A 17,023-nucleotide genomic window follows, 5' to 3' on the forward strand; every position below is an offset into this window, starting at 1 on the left:
ATAATATGAGAGAAGCAATACATTTAGGATGTGAGAAGTGTACTCGTCGTAACTATCACACTACTAAAAACAAAAAAACTCATACTGAAAAATTTTCAGTAAAAAAATATTGCAAATTTTGTCGTGAACACACTGTTCATAAAGAGATGAAACTGTAGTATAGTTGCAATTTAAGCTCAAGTCTTTTGACTTAGCTTTGTTGTTAAAATCTAGGCGTGTAGCTCCAATGGTTAGAGCATCGGATTCCAAATCCGAGTGATGGGAGTTCGAGTCTCTCCACGCCTGCCACATTAATTATTGTAAAGCTTTAGAGCTTTATTTATAATTAATGACGATTAGGAAAGTTAAATGAATTTAGGTACACATATTAGAAATGCAAAACTGGAACTAAGTAAAGTTATTTTTCCTACTAAAGGTCAAGTTAAACAAGCTTATATTTCAGTTGTAATCGTTGTAACTGTAATTGCTGCTTTTTTAGCTTTAATTGATTTAGTTATGTCATCAATTATGTCGGCAATTTTAGGATAAGGGGTGGCAATGGAGAACAAGAAAAGTAATCATCAGTGGTACTCTATACAAACATACGGGAATGAAAAAACCGTTCGTTTGGCAATTCTAAATATGATACAAGAGATGGGCTTGCAGGAGGTTATAACAGATGTTATAGTCCCGACGGAAGATGTTATTGAAGTAAAAGAGGGTAAGAAAAAAATATCTGAGAGATCACTTTATTCAGGGTATGTATTTGCAAGAATAGATTTAAACACTGAAGTTCAGCATCTTATCCAGTCAATACCTAAAGTTTCAGGATTTATCGGTGAGGCAAACAAACCTACGCCGTTAAGCGAACACGATATTAACGTAATTTTAGATCGTGTTTCTAATCGTGCAGCACCTAAGCCGAAAGTATTTTTCGATAACGGTGAAACTGTTCGTATAACAGAGGGACCTTTTGCAAACTTTACGGCAACGGTAGATGAGTATGATTTAGAGCATGGAACTCTAAAACTTAATGTTTCAATTTTTGGTAGAGCGACTCCGGTCGATATCTCTTACACACAAGTTGAAAAAATAATTTAAATCAAAAAAAGGAAAAAACATGGCAAAAAAAGTTATGGGTTATATCAAACTACAAATTGAAGCCGGTAAAGCAACACCTGCTCCACCGGTAGGACCAGCTTTAGGACAACGTGGTGTTAACATCATGGAATTTACTAAATCATTCAATGAAAAAACAAAAGATAAAATGGGGTTCAAAGTTCCTGTTGTAATTACTGTATATACTGATAAAAGTTTTACTTTTATTGTTAAGCAGCCACCCGCATCAGCTCTGCTAATGCATGCTGCAGGACTTAAAGGCGGTTCAAGTAATCCACTTAAAAATAAAGTTGCAAAGATTACTCGTGCGCAGTTAATGGAAATTGTAGATAGAAAAATTGAAGACTTAAATACTTCTGATAGAGAAGCTGCAGCAAGTACAATTGCTGGTTCTGCTCGTTCAATCGGTATTGAGATTATAGATTAATATCTCATTCAAATATCATCGACCACAATGATATAAAATTTTGTGGCAGAATTTCATAGGAGAATTTGATTATGAGCAAAAGATATAAACAACTAATAGAAAAAATTGATGTTACAAAAGCGTACAGCGTTGAAGAAGCATCGGTTTTAGTAAAGAATTTAGTAAGTGCAAAATTTGACGAAACAGTTGAAATCGCACTTAACTTAAATGTAGATCCAAGACATGCAGACCAAATGATTCGCGGTGCAATCGTTCTTCCTCACGGTACAGGTAAAACTGTTCGTGTTGCAGTTTTTGCTAAGGGTGTTAAAGCTGATGAAGCTAAAGCGGCAGGTGCAGATATTGTTGGTACTGATGATTTAGTACAACAAATTAAAGACGGTATATTTAATTTTGATATAGTTGTTGCTGCACCGGATTGTATGGGTCTTGTCGGTCAAATAGGTCGTATTTTAGGACCAAAAGGTATGATGCCTAACCCTAAAACAGGAACTGTAACTCCAGATGTTGCAACTGCAGTTAAAAATGTTAAGGGCGGTCAAGTTAATTTCCGTGTTGATAAAAAAGGAAATATTCATGCCGGTATAGGTAAGGCAAGTTTTGATGCAGATAAAATAGCTGAGAACATGATTTCTTTTGTTAAAGCTATCAACAAGCATAAGCCTGCAACAGCTAAAGGTCGTTATATTAAAAATAGCGCACTTAGCTTAACAATGAGCCCTGCTATCAAGCTCGACATTATGCAATTAGCAGAAATGAAATAATTTAGTAATTTTTAGTGCTTTATTCGTAAAGCACTATCAAGTTACTACTTTGGTAACTGCATTTTATGGACTGAAGATAATAGGCGCGAAAGCTTAATCTCCTATTTGAAGTGTTGTCTGGAAAGGAGATATTCTATGACAAAAACACAAAAAGCTGAAATTATTGAAGTACTTTCAAATGAATTTAAAGATGCTCAAACTGTAATTTTCTGTGATTACAAAGGTTTGAGTGTTTCTAATCTTGAGGGTTTAAGAAAAATTGCTCGTGCTAAAGATGCAAAGGTTCAAGTTGTTAAAAATACTTTAGCAACAATAGCATTACGCAATGCCGGACTCGAAGGTGTTAAAGTAAAAGACACTAATATTTTAGTATGGGGAGCTGATTCTGTTGCTACTTCTAAAGTAGTTGCTGATTTTGCTAAAGATAATGAGAAATTTGTAATTAAGTCTGCTTATGTTGATCGTGAGCCTGCTGATGCTGCTAGAGTTGACGCATTTGCTAAGCTTCCTGGTCGTGAAGAGCTTCTTGCTATGCTTGCTGCTACTTGGATGGCACCGGTTACATGTTTCACAATCGGACTTGACGCATTAAGACAAAAAAGAGAAGAAGCTTAATACTCCATTAGGAGAGTTGAGCTTTAGCGTAGATAACGGAATTTTTCAATATCGTTATAAATAAAAAAATAAATAAAATTAAGGAGCTATATCATGGCTATAACTAAAGAAGATGTATTAGAGTTTATTTCAGGACTTTCTGTATTAGAACTTTCTGAATTAGTAAAACAGTTCGAAGAAAAATTTGGTGTTTCTGCACAACCGGTTGCTGTAGCTGGCGGAGCTGTAGCTGCAGTTGCTGTTGAAGAGCAAACAGAATTCAATGTTGTTATTCTTGATGCTGGTGATAAGAAAATCAATGTTATTAAAGTTGTTCGTGCTCTTACAGGTTTAGGTCTAAAAGAAGCTAAAGATGCAACAGAAAATGTACCTTCAACAATTAAAGAGGGTGTAGATAAAGAAACAGCTATGGATGCTAAAAAGCAACTTGAAGAAGCTGGTGCAAAAGTAGAAGTTAAATAATTTCTGCTTTAGAATCGTGATGCAAAAAAATTAATTTTTCGGCATCACGATTCGCATTTTCGGGCGCTTTTAAGAATGGATAGCAATCCTTTCTTGAAAGTGCCCTTATGTCGTTTATAAGCACTGTAAAAAAGCTCTGACTTTTGAGCTACAAATCATCTAGGGACGCCTAGACACGATAAACTTAATCTTAATGATTGGGTATTAATAACAACTCACCGAGGTAGCCTATGTTAAACACTTTATATTCCGGAAATCGTCTTCGTGTAGACTTCTCTAAAACTCCTCAACAGATAGAAGTACCTAACTTACTACAATTACAGCAAAGTTCATATAGCAAATTTTTAATGCTTGATGAAAAAGACAGATCACAAAGTGGCGTAGAAACGGTATTTCAATCAGTTTTTCCTATTCACGATACTCAGAACAGACTTACCGTCGAGTATATCGGTAGTGAAGTCGGCAAACCAAAATATACGGTTCGAGAGTGTATGGAGCGCGGTCTCACTTATGCAGTTAGCTTAAGAATGAAAACTCGTCTTATTCTTTGGGATAGAGATGAAAATACAAAAGAAAAATTAGGCGTTAAAGATATTAAAGAGCAGAGTATATTTGTTCGTGATATTCCACTGATGACTGATAGAACATCATTTATAATTAACGGCGTTGAGAGAGTTGTTGTAAATCAACTTCATCGTTCTCCGGGTGTAATCTTTAAAGAAGAAGAGTCAACAACTTCGGGAAATAAACTTATTTATACCGGTCAAATTATCCCTGATCGCGGTTCTTGGTTATACTTTGAGTATGACCCTAAAGATATTTTATATATGAGAATCAACAAGCGCCGTAAAGTACCGGTTACAATTATGTTCCGCGCTCTTGGCTACTCTAAGCAGGATATTTTAAAACTTTTCTATCCGATTCAAAATATTAACATTATTGATAATAAGTTCTTAATGTCATTTAATCCAAGTGACTATTCTGCAAGATTGACATATGATCTTGTTGATAAAGACGGTAAAGTTCTTCTTGCTTCAGGGAAGAGACTCTCACCTAAAAAAGCACAAAAATTTATCGAAGACGGTCTTAAAGAGGTTGAATATCCTCTCGAAGTTCTTATTGACCGTTATTTAGCTAAGCCGATAGTTGATCCTCAGACAGGTGAGATTCTTTTTGATGCTATGACTCGTATTGATGAGACAAAGCTTAAGAAAATGGCTGAAATAGGTGTTACAACTTTTAATATTGCAAACGATTTGGCTGATGGTGTAGATAGTTCAATTATTAATGCATTTAATGCTGATGTCGATTCGCTTAAATTGTTAAAACAGACTGAAGATATTGAAGATGAAAACGATTTGTCTGCTATTCGTATCTATAAGGTTATGAGACCGGGTGAGCCTGTAACTAAAGAAGCGGCAAAAGTATTTGTTAATCAACTCTTTTTTGATCCTGAAAGATACGACTTGACAAAAGTGGGTCGTATGAAAATGAATCATAAGCTTGGGCTTAATATTCCTGAATATGTAACTGTTCTAACTCATGAAGACATTATAGAATCCGTAAAATATGTAATTAAAGTTAAAAACGGCTTAGGTCATATTGATGATAGAGATCACTTGGGTAATCGCCGTATTCGTTCAATCGGTGAGCTTTTAGGTAATGAATTACATAACGGTCTTATTAAAATGCAAAAAGCGATTCGCGATAAACTCTCAACTATGAGCGGACCGATGAATGAGCTTATGCCTCATGATTTGATCAACTCAAAGATGATTACTTCAACAATTATGGAGTTTTTCTCGGGCGGACAACTTTCACAATTTATGGATCAAACGAATCCACTTTCGGAAGTTACGCATAAACGCCGTTTATCGGCTTTAGGTGAGGGCGGTTTAGTTAAAGAGCGTGCAGGTTTTGAAGTGCGTGACGTTCACCCTACTCATTATGGTAGAATTTGTCCGATTGAGACTCCTGAGGGTCAAAACATCGGTCTTATCAATACCCTTGCAACTTACTCAAAAGTAAATGAGCATGGATTTATTGAAGCTCCTTATAAAGTGATGAAAGACGGAAAAATCCTTAATGAAGTTGTGTATCTGACGGCAACTCAAGAAGAGGGTAAAAAAATTGCGGCTGCGTCAAATAAGCTTGATGAAAACGGTCAATTTGTAGATAAAATGGTTGTAACGAGAATGGACGGTGAAATATTACACCGTCTTGCTACCGAGTGCGAATATGCCGATTTATCTTCTCATATGGTTGTCGGCGTTGCAGCTTCTCTTATTCCGTTTTTGGAACATGATGATGCTAACCGTGCGCTTATGGGTTCAAACATGCAGCGTCAAGCGGTACCTCTCTTAAAACCTGATGCTCCGATGGTCGGAACGGGTGTTGAGAAGCTTGTTGCTCGTGACTCATGGGAATGTGTTAAAGCTAAGAGATCCGGTATTGTAGAAAAAGTAGACGGAAAACATATCTATATTATGGGCGATGATGAGGGAGATATCTATATAGATTACTATCCTCTGCAAAAAAATCTTCGCACGAATCAAAATACCTCTTTCGCGCAAAAACCGATTGTTAAAATCGGTCAAAGAGTTGAAGTAGGTCAAATAATCGCAGACGGTCCGAATATGGATCAGGGTGAGTTGGCACTCGGTGTTAATGCTATGGTTGCTTTCATGCCTTGGAACGGTTACAACTTTGAGGATGCTATTGTAATTTCTGAGAGATTAATTCGTAAAGATGCATTTACGTCTGTTCATATTTATGAAAAAGAGGCTGAAGCAAGAGAGCTGAAGCACGGTGTTGAAGAGATTACTCGTGATATCCCGAATGTAAGAGACGATGAACTTGCTCACTTAGATGAGAGCGGTATCGTAAAAATAGGTACAAATGTAAAAGGCGGGATGATTTTAGTCGGTAAAGTATCTCCAAAAGGTGAAGTTAAGCCTACTCCGGAAGAGAGACTTCTTCGTGCAATTTTTGGAGAAAAAGCGGGACATGTTATCAATAAATCTCTCTACTGTCCTCCAAGCATGGAAGGTGTAGTCGTCGATGTCAAAATTTTTACTAAAAAAGGTTATGACAAAGATGCTCGTGCACTTGAACTTGAAAAAGAGGAGCGCGATTATTTAGAGCGCGAGCACTATGATAGACTTCTTATGATTGACAAAGAGGAGATGCTAAGAGTTACTAAACTTCTTACAAAAGAACCTCTTATTGCTGATATTAAAATCGGTAATACAAACTATAAAGTCGGTGATTTGATTGATGCGAAAGATTTGGTTGAAGTAAATCGCTTTGCAATGAACGCAATCATAAAATCATTTAGTGAAGAGATTCAATCTGAGTACAATAAGACTAAAAACTATTTTCAAAAAGAGAAAAGACTTTTCCGTGATGAGCATGAAGAGAAACTTAATATTTTAGAAAAAGACGATATTTTGCCAAACGGCGTCGTTAAGTATGTAAAAGTTTACATTGCAACAAAACGACAGCTAAAAGTCGGTGATAAAATGGCAGGACGCCATGGAAATAAAGGTATCGTTTCTATAATCGTTCCTGAAGTCGATATGCCGTATATGGAAGACGGAAGAAGCGTAGATGTTTGTTTAAATCCGCTTGGTGTTCCGTCTCGTATGAATATCGGACAAATTTTAGAGATGCATTTAGGTATGGCAGGCCGTGAGCTTGGAAATCAAATCTTAGAAGAGTTTAACTCTAAGCAAAAAGATTTTATTCAAAACATTCGTGCAAAAATGATTGAAATTGCTGATGTTGCAGGTTTGATGAATGCCGCGCAAGTTATAGGCAAAATGGATGATGAGAAACTTTTAGGCTATGCTCGCGATTGGTCAAAAGGTATTAAATTTGCAACGCCGATTTTTGAGGGTGTAAATGCAAAAGAGTTTGAAAAGCTTTTTGAATTAGCTAAAATGGATACAGACGGTAAAACCGTACTTTATAACGGTTTAACTGGTGAGAAAATAAAAGAGCGTGTAAATGTCGGTTATATGTATATTCTTAAACTTCACCATTTAGTTGATGAAAAAATACACGCGCGCTCAACCGGACCATACTCTCTAGTTACTCAACAACCAGTCGGCGGTAAAGCGTTATTCGGTGGTCAGAGATTTGGTGAGATGGAAGTTTGGGCTCTTGAAGCTTATGGAGCGAGTGCTGTTCTTAAAGAGATGTTAACTATCAAATCCGATGATGTTGATGGGCGTGTTCGTGCTTACAAAGCAATTACAAAAGGTGAGTTAGTACCGGAATCTGGTATACCGGAGACGCTGTTTGTATTAACTAAAGAGTTACAATCGTTAGCTCTTGATGTAGAAATTTTTGACGAGGTTGAAGATAATGAGTAAATTAATTCCTATTGAAGTGACTGAAGAAAAAAGACCGACTGACATAAAGCAGCTGCAGTTTCGTTTAGCTTCTCCTGAGAAAGTTTTGTCTTGGAGTCACGGTGAAGTAAAAAAACCTGAGACTATCAATTACCGTACGCTTAAGCCTGAGCGCGACGGTCTTTTTTGTGCAAAGATTTTCGGTCCTGTAAGAGATTATGAGTGTCTTTGCGGCAAATACAAAAAGATGCGTTATAAAGGTGTCGTGTGCGAAAAGTGCGGCGTTGAAGTTACAAGCACTAAAGTTCGCCGTATCCGTATGGGTCACATTGAACTAGTAACGCCTGTTGCGCATATTTGGTATGTTAGTTCATTACCTTCAAGAATAGGTACTCTTTTAGGTATCAAAATGAAAGATCTTGAGCGCGTACTTTATTATGAAGCGTACATTGTTGAGAGCGGCGGTGAGGCATACTATGATGCTGAAGCGAAAACACCTGTTTTAAAGTATGATGTTTTAAATGAAGAGCAGTACCGTACTTTAGCTCAAAGATTCGGTGAGCTTGGCTTTAAAGCTCGTATGGGCGGAGAAGTTGTTCGCGATTTACTTGACTCTATCGATTTAGTTGATCTCTTTACTGCGCTAAAAGATGAGATAGAACTTACAAAAAGCGAAGCAAAAACAAAAACTATCGCAAAAAGACTTAAAGTTATTGAGTCGTTTTTAAATTCAGGAAATAATCCTGCATGGATGATGTTAACGGTTCTGCCTGTACTTCCACCTGATTTGAGACCTTTAGTCTCTTTAGACGGCGGTAAATTTGCAGTTTCTGATGTTAATGACCTTTATCGTCGTGTTATTAACCGTAACCAAAGACTTAAACGACTAGTAGAGCTAGAAGCTCCGGAAATCATTGTTAGAAATGAAAAAAGAATGCTTCAAGAGTCTGTTGATGCCTTATTTGACAACGGTCGTCGTGCTAATGCAGTAAAAGGTGCAAATAAACGTCCGCTTAAATCTTTAAGCGAGATTATCAAGGGTAAACAAGGTCGTTTTAGACAAAATTTACTCGGTAAGCGCGTTGACTTTTCAGGTCGTTCGGTAATCGTCGTAGGTCCGTCTCTATCAATGGATCAGTGTGGATTGCCTAAAAAAATGGCATTAGAGCTATTTAAGCCTCATTTGATTGCAAAACTAGAAGATAAGGGTTATGCAACAACGGTTAAAGCCGCTAAAAAAATGATTGAAGATAAAACAAACGAGGTTTGGGAGTGTCTTGCAGAGATAGTTGACGGTTATCCGGTTTTACTAAACCGTGCGCCGACACTTCACAAACTCTCGATTCAAGCGTTTCATCCAAAATTAATTGACGGTAAAGCGATTCAGCTTCATCCATTAGTTTGTGCTGCATTCAATGCCGACTTTGACGGTGACCAGATGGCTGTGCATATACCTTTAAGTTCAGCTGCTATCGCTGAAGCTAAGGTTCTTATGCTTGCTTCTATGAATATCCTTCTTCCTGCGTCAGGTAAAGCGATAGCTACACCGTCACAGGATATGGTTCTTGGAATTTACTATATAACTTTAGAAAAAAATAGCGTAAAAGGCTCAAATAAACTTTTTGCTAATGTTGATGAAGTGAGAATTGCTATTGAGAATGATGCTTTAGATATACATGCAAAAGTCAGAACTAGAGATGATGGAAGAATTATCCACACTACTGCCGGTCGTATGCTTTTAAAAGCTATTTTACCTGATTTTGTTCCTTCAGAACTTTGGAATAGAGTTATGAAGAAAAAAGCTATCAATGAACTTGTAGATTATGTTCAAAAACATGGCGGTATCGGTATAACTGCAGGATTCTTGGACAGACTTAAAAATCTAGGTTTTAAACATGCAACCGAGTCGGGCGTATCTATCTCAATCGATGATATAAAGATTCCAAGTACAAAAGAGGCTAAAATAGCCGAATCTAAAAACAGAGTTTTTGAGATTCAAAAACAGTATGAAGCGGGTCTTTTAACTGAACAAGAGAGATATAATAAAATTATCGATGTTTGGACAGATACGAACAATACTTTGGCAACTCAGATGATGGATCTGGTTCAAACGGATAAAGCAGGCTTTAACTCTATCCATATGATGGCAGATTCAGGTGCCCGCGGTTCGGCAGCTCAAATTCGTCAGCTTGCAGGTATGAGGGGTCTTATGGCTAAGCCAAGCGGTGAGATTATTGAAACTCCGATTATCTCTAACTTTAAAGAGGGACTTAATGTAATTGAGTACTTTATTTCAACTCACGGTGCTAGAAAAGGTCTTGCCGATACTGCACTTAAAACAGCGAATGCAGGATATTTGACTCGTAAACTAGTAGATGTTGCTCAAAATGTTAAAATCGTCGAGCATGACTGTCATACTCACGAGGGTATAGAGATATCTGACATTAGTGATCAAAATACTCTAATCGAATCTCTCGAAGATAGATTAAACGGTAGAGTTTTAGCAGATGATGTAATTGACCCAATCAGCAATGAGATACTTTTTGCCGAGGGAACTTTAATTGATGAAGTAAGCGCAAAAGTAATTGCAGAAGCCGGAATTAAAACCGCATATATCAGAACGCCGACTACATGTAAGAGTGAAAACGGTATTTGTGCTCTGTGCTACGGTGTTAACTTGGCAACCGGACATATCGTTCGCAGAGGCGAGGCAGTAGGTATTATTGCCGCTCAGTCAATCGGTGAGCCGGGTACACAGCTTACTCTTAGAACATTCCACGTCGGTGGTACTGCATCTTCAACTGCTCAAGAGAGACAAGTTGTAGCGGAAAAAGAGGGCTTTATTCGTTACTATAATCTTAAAACTTATGCTTCAAAAGAGGGTAAAAATATAGTAGCAAACCGTAGAAATGCTGCCGTGCTTTTGGTTGAGCCTAAAATAAAAGCTCCGTTTACAGGTAGATTTGAAGTTCAAACGATTCATGATGAAGTGATTGTAAGCGTCGTGTCAAAAACTGAAACTATTCGCTATTCACTTCGTAAAAATGAGATTGCTAAACCAAACGAATTAGCAGGTGTCGGCGGACAAATTGAGGGTAAATACTACTTCCCGTATGAAAACGGTGCAGAAGTAAAAGAGTTTGAGTCTATCGTTGAAACTATTAAAGACGGTTGGAATGTACCGAGTCGTATCCCTTACGCATCTGAAGTTTTAGTTGCAAACGGTGCGCCGGTAACTCAAAAAATTCTTGCAAAAGAGGACGGTGTAGTTAAATACTTCCTATTAAGAGGCGACTACTTAGAGAGATTTGAAGGGTTGAAAGCCGGATACGAAGTAGTTGAAAAAGGTCTTTTCGCAACCGTAGTCGATACAAATAATCGCGAAGCGGTAAGACACTATATAGCGCGCGGTTCGGTTATCGTTGCAGAAGATGATGCAGTCGTGGAGCCTAAAACAGTTATAGCTAAACCGAAATCGGACGAATCAACCGTAATTGCAGAGTGGGATCCATACTCAAATCCGGTTATCTCTGAAACAAACGGTATAGTTAAGTTTGAAGATATCATTATCGGAACGACGGCTACTGAGCAGTATGATGAGTTAACTGGTAAAACTCGTTTAATGATTAACGATCACATCTCTGCAGAGTATAAACCGACAATCGTACTTGCTAGTGAAGACGGAGAGCTTTTAAGATACCAAGTTCAAGCAAAAACATCTATCTATGTAGAAGACGGTGCAAGAGTGAAAGTTGCGGATATTATTGCAAAAACACCAAAAGCGCTTCAAAAATCAAGCGATATTACAGGGGGTCTTCCTCGTGTAAGCGAACTTTTTGAGGGTCGTCGTCCAAAAGCAACGGCACTAATTTCTGAGATAGACGGAACTGTTAGCTTCGGTAAACTTCTTCGCGGAAAAGTTAGAATATTAGTTACATCTGATAGCGGAATTATTAAAGAGTATTTTGTTGATAAATCTCATACTCCGGTTGTAAATACGGGTGACTTCGTTCATGCCGGCGAGAGATTAACTACGGGTATCATCTCTTCACATGAGTTACTTCGTATTATGGGTGTTAAAGCACTTTATAATTATCTAGTGAGTGAAGTACAGCAAGTTTACCGCTCTCAAGGGGTAAATATCGCAGATAAGCACATTGAGGTAATTTTTACTCAGATGCTTAGACAGATCAAGATTATTAAATCAGGCGATACTAAGTTTATTGAAGGAGATTTAATCTCTAAAACTAAGTTTGCTCAAGAGAATGAAAAAATTATCAAATTAGGCGGTCGCCCGGCAATAGCAGAGCCATTCTTGGTCGGTATTACCCGTGCAGCCGTTTCAGCTGATAGTATTATTTCTGCGGCATCATTCCAAGATACTACCAAAGTATTGACCGAAGCTGCAGTAAGTGCTAAAGTCGATGATTTAAACGATCTAAAAGAGAATGTTATCATCGGTCGTACAATTCCTGTCGGAACAGGTATTTATAAAGACCAAGAGATTGTTTTTGGTAGTGACAAAGATTAATAACTCACTTTAAAGTAAGCAAAACCTCTTAAGTGAGGTTTTGCTATTTGCTGCAATATCTATCCTATTATTTCTCACATAAAATATTAAATATTAATTCATACTTAAAATAAGCTAACTTTAATCACTTTTTATATATTATTACGCGTCTATAACTCCCTAAAAAATAGTGAGTTAAATTCTACTGGAAAAATTAAGTAAAGGAATTGTATGCCTACAATCAATCAATTGATTAGAAAAGAGCGTCAAAAAGTGGTTAAGAAATCAAAATCACCTGCTCTTGTATCATGTCCACAGCGTCGCGGTGTTTGTACTCGTGTTTACACGACAACACCAAAAAAACCTAACTCGGCTTTGAGAAAAGTTGCAAAAGTTCGTTTAACTTCAGGTTTTGAAGTTATTTCATATATTATGGGAGAGGGTCACAACCTTCAAGAGCACTCAATCGTTTTAGTTCGTGGTGGTCGTATTAAAGACTTACCGGGTGTTAAATACCATATCGTTCGTGGTGCATTAGATACTGCGGGTGTTGCAAATCGTAAAGTTTCTCGTTCTAAATACGGAACTAAGAGAGCAAAAGCAAAAAAATAACTTCTAAATAGAAGTATATAAAAATGTATTCAAGCAAACACAGGATAGCTCTTTAGTGAGATATTTTGAGTAAATTTGAAAAAAAATTGAAGTAAGGAAATTACAAATGAGAAGAAGAAAAGCTCCCGTTCGTGAAATTATGCCGGATCCTGTTTATGGAAGCAAAGTTTTAACGAAGTTTATTAACAAAATTATGTTTGACGGTAAAAAAAGTACAGCTGAGAAAATCATCTACAGTGCTTTAGATATCATCAGTTCTCGCGGAGAGAAAGTAGGTATTGATACATTCAATAATGCTATTGAAAATATTAAACCGATTATTGAGGTTAAGAGTCGCCGTGTTGGTGGTGCTACTTATCAAGTTCCAGTAGAAGTGCGCCCGGTGCGTCAATTATCTCTAGCAATTAGATGGTTAGTTGATGCTTCTCGTAAAAGAAACGAGAGAACAATGGCTGAGAGATTAGCAAATGAATTAATGGATGCTTCATCTGATAAAGGTAACGCATTTAAGAAAAAAGAGGATACTTACCGTATGGCTGAAGCAAATAAAGCATTTGCTCACTATCGCTGGTAATAGGAATATATTATGGCAAGATCACATAAATTAGAAGATGTAAGAAACATCGGTATTGCTGCTCACATTGACGCAGGTAAAACTACGACTACGGAAAGAATTCTTTTCTATACGGGGCGTGAGCATAAAATCGGTGAGGTTCATGACGGTGCCGCTACTATGGACTGGATGGAGCAAGAGCAAGAGAGAGGTATTACGATTACTTCAGCTGCAACTACTTGTGAGTGGAGCGGTAAACAGATAAATATTATCGATACTCCGGGTCACGTTGACTTTACAATTGAAGTTGAGAGATCTATGCGTGTTCTTGACGGTGCTGTTTCAGTTTTCTGTGCTGTTGGCGGTGTTCAACCTCAATCTGAGACGGTTTGGAGACAAAGAAATCGTTACGGCGTACCGTCGATTGTTTTTGTTAACAAAATGGATAGAACAGGTGCAAACTTTTACCAAGTTGAAGAGCAAATTCGTACTCGTCTAAAAGGTAATCCGGTTCCGATTCAACTTCCAATCGGTCAAGAAGAGAGTTTTGCAGGTATTGTTGATCTTGTTACGATGAAAGCTATTGTTTGGGATAAAGATGCGGAGATGGGTTCTAACTATCATGTTGAAGAAATTCCTGCTGATTTAGTGGATAAAGCTGCAGAGTATCGTGAAAAAATGATTGAGTCTATCTCGGGTGTTGACGGTAACGAGCATCTTGCAGAGAAGTATCTTGAGGGTGAAGAGTTAAGCGAAGATGAGATTATCGCCGGAATTAAATATGCAACAATCAATATGCATATCGTTCCGATGACTGCAGGAACTGCGTTTAAAAACAAGGGTGTTCAAACTCTTCTTGATGCAGTTGTTGCATATCTTCCATCTCCTTTAGAGTGTGCTCCTATCAAGGGAACTATGATGGATGATGAAGATGTAGAAGTTGTTGTTCCATCAACAGATGACGGCAAATTTGCATCTTTAGCGTTTAAAATTATGACTGACCCATTTGTTGGACAGTTGACTTTTATTCGTGTTTATCGTGGTTCTTTAGAGTCAGGTTCATATGTTCATAACTCTACAAAAGATAAAAAAGAGCGTATCGGCCGTATTATGAAGATGCATGCTATCAAGCGTGAAGAAGTAAAAGAGATTTATGCGGGTGAAATCGGTGCAGTTGTAGGTCTTAAATTTACTACTACCGGAGATACTTTATGTGATCCGACTGATACTGTTGTTTTAGAGCGTATGGTATTCCCTGAGCCTGTTATCTCTGTTGCAGTTGAGCCAAAAACAAAAGCTGATCAAGAGAAAATGGGTATGGCACTAAGCAAACTTGCTGCTGAAGATCCATCTTTTAGAGTTCATACAGACGAAGAGACAGGTCAAACAATTATTTCAGGAATGGGTGAGTTGCACCTTGAAATTATTGTAGACCGTATGAAAAGAGAGTTTAAAGTAGAAGCTGAAGTCGGTGCGCCGCAAGTTTCTTACCGTGAAACTATTAGAAAAGAAGTTGATCAAGAGTATAAATACGCAAAACAATCAGGTGGACGCGGTGCTTTTGGACACGTATACCTTAAAGTTAAACCGGGTGAAGCTGGTGCAGGTTTCGTATTTCACAATGAGATTAAAGGCGGGGTAATTCCAAAAGAGTATATTCCTGCAGTTGAAAAAGGTTGTGCTGAAACAATGAGCAACGGTGTTCTTGCGGGATATCCGATGGAAGATGTTGAAGTTACTCTTTACGACGGTTCATACCATGAAGTAGACTCAAACGAAATGGCATTTAAACTTGCTGCTTCGATGGGATTCAAAGAAGCTTGTAGAAAAGCAAATCCTGCGATTTTAGAGCCGTTAATGAAAGTTGAAGTTGAAGTACCTGAAGATTATATGGGTGATGTTATCGGTGACCTTAACCGTCGTCGTGGACAGATCAGCGCAATGGGCGATAGAAGCGGAAACAAAATTGTTGATGCGTTTGTTCCACTTGCTGAGATGTTCGGTTACTCAACGGACCTTCGTTCTGCAACTCAAGGTAGAGCAACATACTCTATGGAATTTGACCATTATGAGGAAGTTCCAAGAAATGTATCTGAAGAGATCATTAAAAAGAGAAACGGTTAAACAAATTTATAGTACTTTCCTTTTGGGAAGTACTATCTACCTACTACATAAATAAATCAAAGCCCTTAAATTATTTTACTTTGTTTCTGTTTTTTAAATGAAGCAGATATTTAACTATCAATCTTAAGAAACTAATGACAACATATACCACGGAAGTCCATAGTAACGGATGAAGATAATTCCCTTTTTCTGCCATTAAACCAATTCTCTCTAAAGGAGAATTTAGTAAATCCGAGTGTTGCAAAACCGCTAAAACAAGCAGTATAAGTGTGAAGTATGTGAGTTCTGTTTTTATCTTTTTAAGCATAGCGAGATTATATCTATAAAAATTAAAAAATTAAAAAAATATATCTTAAAAAATGCAAAAAAGCAGTAGTGTTATATCTTTTCGCAACACTTCAATTTAACGGTAGTCTAAAACCATATAGGATCTTCATATGTTTCAGGTTTTCCTGCTAAGGTTAGATAGGGTTTATATTCGGATTTGTACGAAAGAGACGGACAATCTTTGACATAATAGCCTAGATATACCCATTTTTTTTGAGATTTTCTTGCAAATAGTATTTGGTTATAAAGAGATAGTTTACCAAGCGAGTATTGCGTATAATCGGGGTCATAGTAGAAGTAGATAGATGAAATGCCCTCTTCTAAGATATCAATTAAATCAACCCCGATAAGCTTATTATCCATAAAATATAAAACTTCATATCCAAAATCGTTAGAGGCATCTACAAAAGAGCTATAATAGTTTTGAGGCGTTGTAGGACTATATTCCCATCCTTTTTTATCTTTCATAAAAAGATGATATTTTTCAAAAAGTAGAAGATGTTCCTTTGTCATAGAAGGTTTTTGAATATAACTTTTTATATTTGCTGCTTTGTTGATAACTCTTCTTCGTGATTTTGTAAACTCAAAATTTTCTACATCAATTTTTATGCTTTTACACTCATCACAAACGGCACATACAGGTCTAAAATACATTTTACCGAATCTTCTATACCCTCTTTCTATCAACTCTTGGCAAAAAGCGGCAGAGCAGTTTTCAATCGCCTTATAGTGTGTTGTTTGATTTTTATCCGATAAATATGAGCATTTGCTATCGACTCTAAACTCTTTAAGTATATTCATACAGGAAGTTTGACATAATTTTCTTTATAAAAAGGTGCTTTATGAGAGAGATATTTATAAAAAATAGAATAATTATTTTTAGAACATTAGGTTTGGTTATGCTGCTTGTCGGCTTTAGTGTACATATTTGGACTTCCCCGAAAGAGGTGTTAATCGAAAATGAGATTGCAGCTGCCAATGTTGCCAGAATGGAAGCAAGTGTGGCTGTCGCTAGAGTAAGTAGAAAAGAGGCTCCAAAATCGGAAGCTTCAAAATTTATTGAAGAGTTGGAAAATGCTCAAAATAAGCAAATACAATATCTAACCATGCTAAGCATGGCTTTAGGAGTCGGGTTGTTAGCTTATAGTTTTATAGGTAAGCCTAAGAACGTCTAAA

General features: G+C 37.1%; 15 protein-coding genes and 1 tRNA gene. 14 read left to right on the forward strand and 2 right to left on the reverse strand.

Annotated features, from left to right (window positions below; translation table 11 throughout):
* Positions 1–5: 5 nt before the first annotated feature.
* From rpmG to fusA, 13 genes are all read left to right on the forward strand, one after another.
* Complete coding sequence (gene rpmG, locus PHQ93_RS05860; RefSeq protein WP_137011688.1) at positions 6–158, forward strand: 50S ribosomal protein L33; 153 nt, start codon at positions 6–8, stop codon at positions 156–158.
* 53 nt (positions 159–211) lie between these two features.
* Positions 212–288: transfer RNA gene (locus PHQ93_RS05865), tRNA-Trp, on the forward strand.
* Positions 289–348: 60 nt separating this feature from the next.
* A complete protein-coding gene (gene secE, locus PHQ93_RS05870; RefSeq protein ID WP_299916428.1) occupies positions 349–528 on the forward strand; it encodes a preprotein translocase subunit SecE in 180 nt (59 codons plus the stop codon).
* Positions 529–537: 9 nt separating this feature from the next.
* Complete coding sequence (gene nusG, locus PHQ93_RS05875; protein WP_299942079.1) at positions 538–1,080, forward strand: transcription termination/antitermination protein NusG; 543 nt, start codon at positions 538–540, stop codon at positions 1,078–1,080.
* A gap of 19 nt (positions 1,081–1,099) precedes the next feature.
* Positions 1,100–1,525: a 50S ribosomal protein L11 gene (rplK, locus tag PHQ93_RS05880; RefSeq protein WP_299942081.1), complete on the forward strand. Its 426-nt coding sequence runs from the start codon at positions 1,100–1,102 to the stop codon at positions 1,523–1,525.
* Between the two features lie 71 nt (positions 1,526–1,596).
* Positions 1,597–2,289, forward strand: coding sequence for a 50S ribosomal protein L1 (rplA, locus tag PHQ93_RS05885; RefSeq protein WP_299942083.1), 693 nt, complete (start codon positions 1,597–1,599; stop codon positions 2,287–2,289).
* Between the two features lie 135 nt (positions 2,290–2,424).
* The gene (rplJ, locus tag PHQ93_RS05890) at positions 2,425–2,904 is read left to right on the forward strand and encodes a 50S ribosomal protein L10 (RefSeq protein ID WP_299942085.1); all 480 of its coding nucleotides are present in this window, start codon (positions 2,425–2,427) and stop codon (positions 2,902–2,904) included.
* Between the two features lie 93 nt (positions 2,905–2,997).
* A complete protein-coding gene (rplL, locus tag PHQ93_RS05895; RefSeq protein WP_299942087.1) occupies positions 2,998–3,366 on the forward strand; it encodes a 50S ribosomal protein L7/L12 in 369 nt (122 codons plus the stop codon).
* A gap of 230 nt (positions 3,367–3,596) precedes the next feature.
* A complete protein-coding gene (gene rpoB, locus PHQ93_RS05900) occupies positions 3,597–7,742 on the forward strand; it encodes a DNA-directed RNA polymerase subunit beta (RefSeq protein ID WP_299942090.1) in 4,146 nt (1,381 codons plus the stop codon).
* Positions 7,735–12,252 carry a DNA-directed RNA polymerase subunit beta' gene (gene rpoC / locus PHQ93_RS05905; protein WP_299942092.1) on the forward strand — a complete coding sequence of 1,506 codons (4,518 nt, stop codon included), beginning with the start codon at positions 7,735–7,737 and terminating at the stop codon, positions 12,250–12,252. The genes rpoB and rpoC overlap by 8 nt, the downstream gene beginning before the upstream one ends.
* Before the next feature lie 210 nt (positions 12,253–12,462).
* On the forward strand, positions 12,463–12,843 hold the full coding sequence (rpsL, locus tag PHQ93_RS05910) for a 30S ribosomal protein S12 (protein WP_299916414.1): 381 nt from the start codon (positions 12,463–12,465) through the stop codon (positions 12,841–12,843).
* Positions 12,844–12,949: 106 nt separating this feature from the next.
* Positions 12,950–13,417, forward strand: a complete 468-nt coding sequence (gene rpsG, locus PHQ93_RS05915; RefSeq protein ID WP_299916412.1) for a 30S ribosomal protein S7 — start codon at positions 12,950–12,952, stop codon at positions 13,415–13,417.
* A 12-nt stretch (positions 13,418–13,429) separates the two neighbouring features.
* Complete coding sequence (fusA, locus tag PHQ93_RS05920) at positions 13,430–15,520, forward strand: elongation factor G (RefSeq protein WP_299942094.1); 2,091 nt, start codon at positions 13,430–13,432, stop codon at positions 15,518–15,520.
* Positions 15,521–15,590: 70 nt separating this feature from the next.
* Here the strand turns inward: fusA and PHQ93_RS05925 are convergent, their stop codons facing one another.
* Both PHQ93_RS05925 and PHQ93_RS05930 read right to left on the reverse strand, forming a co-directional pair.
* Positions 15,591–15,827, reverse strand: a complete 237-nt coding sequence (locus PHQ93_RS05925; protein WP_299942096.1) for a hypothetical protein — start codon at positions 15,825–15,827, stop codon at positions 15,591–15,593.
* 107 nt (positions 15,828–15,934) lie between these two features.
* Entirely contained in the window at positions 15,935–16,648 is a 714-nt protein-coding gene (locus tag PHQ93_RS05930) for an arginyltransferase (RefSeq protein ID WP_299942098.1), read from the reverse strand.
* Between the two features lie 41 nt (positions 16,649–16,689).
* Here PHQ93_RS05930 and PHQ93_RS05935 point away from each other — a divergent pair, with 41 nt between their 5' ends.
* Positions 16,690–17,022, forward strand: a complete 333-nt coding sequence (locus PHQ93_RS05935) for a hypothetical protein (RefSeq protein WP_299942100.1) — start codon at positions 16,690–16,692, stop codon at positions 17,020–17,022.
* Position 17,023: the final 1 nt, after the last annotated feature.

Source organism: Sulfurimonas sp. (genome assembly GCF_028714975.1).
GTDB lineage: Bacteria > Campylobacterota > Campylobacteria > Campylobacterales > Sulfurimonadaceae > Sulfurimonas.

Coding starts and splice junctions, on each gene's coding strand:
- PHQ93_RS05930 (WP_299942098.1), bottom strand. CDS start 16,648: ATGAATATACTTAAAGAGTTTAGAGTCGATAGCAAATGCTCATATTTA.
- rpoB (WP_299942090.1), top strand. CDS start 3,597: ATGTTAAACACTTTATATTCCGGAAATCGTCTTCGTGTAGACTTCTCT.
- rpoC (WP_299942092.1), top strand. CDS start 7,735: ATGAGTAAATTAATTCCTATTGAAGTGACTGAAGAAAAAAGACCGACT.
- rplJ (WP_299942085.1), top strand. CDS start 2,425: ATGACAAAAACACAAAAAGCTGAAATTATTGAAGTACTTTCAAATGAA.
- fusA (WP_299942094.1), top strand. CDS start 13,430: ATGGCAAGATCACATAAATTAGAAGATGTAAGAAACATCGGTATTGCT.
- PHQ93_RS05935 (WP_299942100.1), top strand. CDS start 16,690: ATGAGAGAGATATTTATAAAAAATAGAATAATTATTTTTAGAACATTA.
- rplA (WP_299942083.1), top strand. CDS start 1,597: ATGAGCAAAAGATATAAACAACTAATAGAAAAAATTGATGTTACAAAA.
- rpsG (WP_299916412.1), top strand. CDS start 12,950: ATGAGAAGAAGAAAAGCTCCCGTTCGTGAAATTATGCCGGATCCTGTT.
- nusG (WP_299942079.1), top strand. CDS start 538: ATGGAGAACAAGAAAAGTAATCATCAGTGGTACTCTATACAAACATAC.
- secE (WP_299916428.1), top strand. CDS start 349: ATGAATTTAGGTACACATATTAGAAATGCAAAACTGGAACTAAGTAAA.
- rpsL (WP_299916414.1), top strand. CDS start 12,463: ATGCCTACAATCAATCAATTGATTAGAAAAGAGCGTCAAAAAGTGGTT.
- rplK (WP_299942081.1), top strand. CDS start 1,100: ATGGCAAAAAAAGTTATGGGTTATATCAAACTACAAATTGAAGCCGGT.
- rplL (WP_299942087.1), top strand. CDS start 2,998: ATGGCTATAACTAAAGAAGATGTATTAGAGTTTATTTCAGGACTTTCT.
- rpmG (WP_137011688.1), top strand. CDS start 6: ATGAGAGAAGCAATACATTTAGGATGTGAGAAGTGTACTCGTCGTAAC.
- PHQ93_RS05925 (WP_299942096.1), bottom strand. CDS start 15,827: ATGCTTAAAAAGATAAAAACAGAACTCACATACTTCACACTTATACTG.